At 52.9% G+C, this 2484-nt stretch carries 3 protein-coding genes; all 3 read right to left on the reverse strand.

Annotated features, from left to right (window positions below):
- Positions 1 to 234 (reverse strand): hypothetical protein (locus EYQ01_09140; protein ID HIE65952.1); only part of this gene is annotated, 234 nt, incomplete at its 3' end.
- On the reverse strand, positions 231 to 824 hold the full coding sequence (locus EYQ01_09145; protein ID HIE65953.1) for a sigma-70 family RNA polymerase sigma factor: 594 nt from the start codon (positions 822 to 824) through the stop codon (positions 231 to 233). The genes EYQ01_09140 and EYQ01_09145, both read right to left, overlap by 4 nt.
- On the reverse strand, positions 821 to 2314 hold the full coding sequence (locus EYQ01_09150; GenBank protein ID HIE65954.1) for a DUF4976 domain-containing protein: 1494 nt from the start codon (positions 2312 to 2314) through the stop codon (positions 821 to 823). The genes EYQ01_09145 and EYQ01_09150 overlap by 4 nt, the downstream gene beginning before the upstream one ends.
- Positions 2315 to 2484: the final 170 nt, after the last annotated feature.

Raw genomic sequence — 2484 nt, forward strand, 5'->3', positions numbered from 1 at the left:
CCCGATCACCTTTTGCAGTTCCGGCGCAGCTGCCTTCACCTCCGGTTCTGATTCCACGTCCAAGGCCAGCGTTTCATCAGCCAACGCGCCGTGAACCTGTGCAGCCTTGAGATATTGCGATCGCGCATTGGCATCGTCCTCAATCCCAGCGGAAAGAGCCTGAGCCTCCTCCTCTGTCGTTTGCCCGTCCAGATGCTTCTGGATGAGTGCGTCCCAATCTTGAGAAGGTCTCATATAATTTCGTTTCTAATCTGCCTCTGAATACACGTCTGCAAATCGAGGCGTGTGCGTTGGATTGATTTATAGACCGCCTCGACCGTCCGCCCGCCTTGTTCTGCAAGCCACTCCACACTTCGGTTCTCGTGGTAATATCCCTGAATTAAGGCACGCTGTTTCGCACCGAGTTTTTGCATGCAGGTGGCCCGATGCCGTTCCACCTCAACGGCAAACCCGGACTCGCCATCCATTTCTCGTTCCAGCGCAGCCATCGCCTTTTCGGAGAGCTGGGCGCGACGCTGCGCACGCGCAAGAAAGCGCCGCGTCTCAATCCGCGCAAAACCCATCGCCCAGTTCACGAACGACCGCTGCGGGTCATACGAATCAAACTGACGCCAAAGAGCAACCGCCGTCTCCTGCAGAATATCCCGGGCATCCGTACGGTTCGGTACTACCACGAGAATCGAACGGTGAAGCGTTCGTGGTCGTGTTGGTGATCCATGGTCATCTTTGGCAGACAAGCCAGTTCTAATATCAGGTCCACGCTGCGGCCTGAATTTGGACAAAAAAATTTCACCGCGGGCGACTCCCGGGTAATGACGGTTCAGTCAGAGCCCGGTATCTCCGGCTTCAACACTGTGTCGCCATCAGAAAGATATAGTGCGCCTTCCTTTTCAAGTCGACCGGCCATTGCCTTGGTCATTGCCTTCAGTTTGAAGGGTTCGCTTTCGGCCAAGTTATTGGTTTCGAATGGATCTTTCTGTAAATCGTATAGCTCGTATTTGGTTTGTCCTTTGTAACGGTAGATCAATTTCCAATCACCCTTGCGAAAGGCAGTGAAGTTGGAACTGCGGTGAGAATGGGGAAAGTGACACATGAAATGATCGGGCCGATCGGGGCTTATCACACCCGACAATTGCTTGAGCAAACTTACCCCGTCCACGACGTGACCCGAGGGGTTCTTTGCTCCCGCGGTTTCAAGAATGGTCGAATAGAGATCCATAACCGTTCCGATCTGATCGTTGTGAAGAGAATCACTTGCGATGGGGAAAGTATTTTTCTTCCCGGGCTTGGCCCAACCCGCGATGAAGGGGACGCGCATCCCACCCTCGTAGCAGGTTCCCTTCTTCCCGCGGAGCGGAACGGAGCTAGAGTATCCGTGGACCGGGCCCAAAGGCGCGTCCGATCCGTTGTCGCCAACAAACAGAATCAGAGTGTTTTCAGCCTCGCCTTTGCTTGCGACGTGATCCATCAGGTCACCAAGGGATTTGTCGATTCCTTCGATTAAGGTAGCGTATGCCTGAGCACTTTTCGGTTTCTTTGAATCCTTGTAGTTGGCAGCAAACCGAGGGTCCGAATTGAATGGGCTATGCACCGCATAGTGAGACATATAGAGAAAGAAAGGCTTTTGCTTTTTCAACGATTGATCAATGGCGTCTTTGGCTTCAAGGGTGATTGCTTCGGAGAGGAAAACATTGGTCTTGTGGTATTTCTCGAGCCCGGGCACGGCCCGCTTTTTACGTTTTGGGTTCAAATTGCCGTAGCCATCTTCTCCGTAATAACTTCCAGGTTGCCCGAATGAACACCCCGCAATGTTTATATCGAAGCCTAGATTTTTTGGATCCTCCCCAGCGAATCCGACCGGGGCGAAGTGTGCCTTGCCGGCGAAAATCGTATGGTATCCCTCCTTGCCTAGGAGTGAGGGGAGCGTGACATCCTTTTTGGTCAGTCCTTCCCATCTCCAGCCCTTTGGTCCGGCGTTTTTTTTCTCGGGCGAAATGAATTGGGTAACCCGGTGACGGGCAGAGTTTTGCCCCGTCATGATGGATGCTCTGGTCGGCGAGCAAACTGACTGGGCGTAAAATTGGGAGAACCGAATCCCCTGCTTGGCCAACCGTTCCATATTCGGGGTGCGATACCAATCGTTGAGCGGATGGCGTTTTGGTTTGCCGTCCTGATCTGCCAACATCGGGACGGAGGTGTCCATCAAGCCCATGTCATCAACAAGGAAGAGAATAATGTTGGGCGATGTCCGAGCCGACGCGATGGAGCAGCAGAGAAGAAGGCCCATAAGACTTAAGTAGGATGGTTTTCTCATGGTAAGTTGGGATAAAGTTGAAACAATTTCACAAAGACTGATAAACCAGTTGAGCCGCTTCTCCTCGAGTAAGGTCTGCATCCGGCTTGGCAGGCGCGGGGACTTTCTTCTTGAGCAGACCGGAAAGGATCTTTGCCGCTTGGGCGCCGCTTACCTTTTTATCCGGGTGA

Source organism: Candidatus Manganitrophaceae bacterium (genome assembly GCA_012960925.1).
Lineage (GTDB): Bacteria > Nitrospirota > Nitrospiria > SBBL01 > JAADHI01 > DUAG01.

Bases quoted from the DNA above. Each gene is read 5' to 3' on its own strand.
- EYQ01_09150 (HIE65954.1), bottom strand. From the start codon at position 2,314: ATGAGAAAACCATCCTACTTAAGTCTTATGGGCCTTCTTCTCTGCTGC.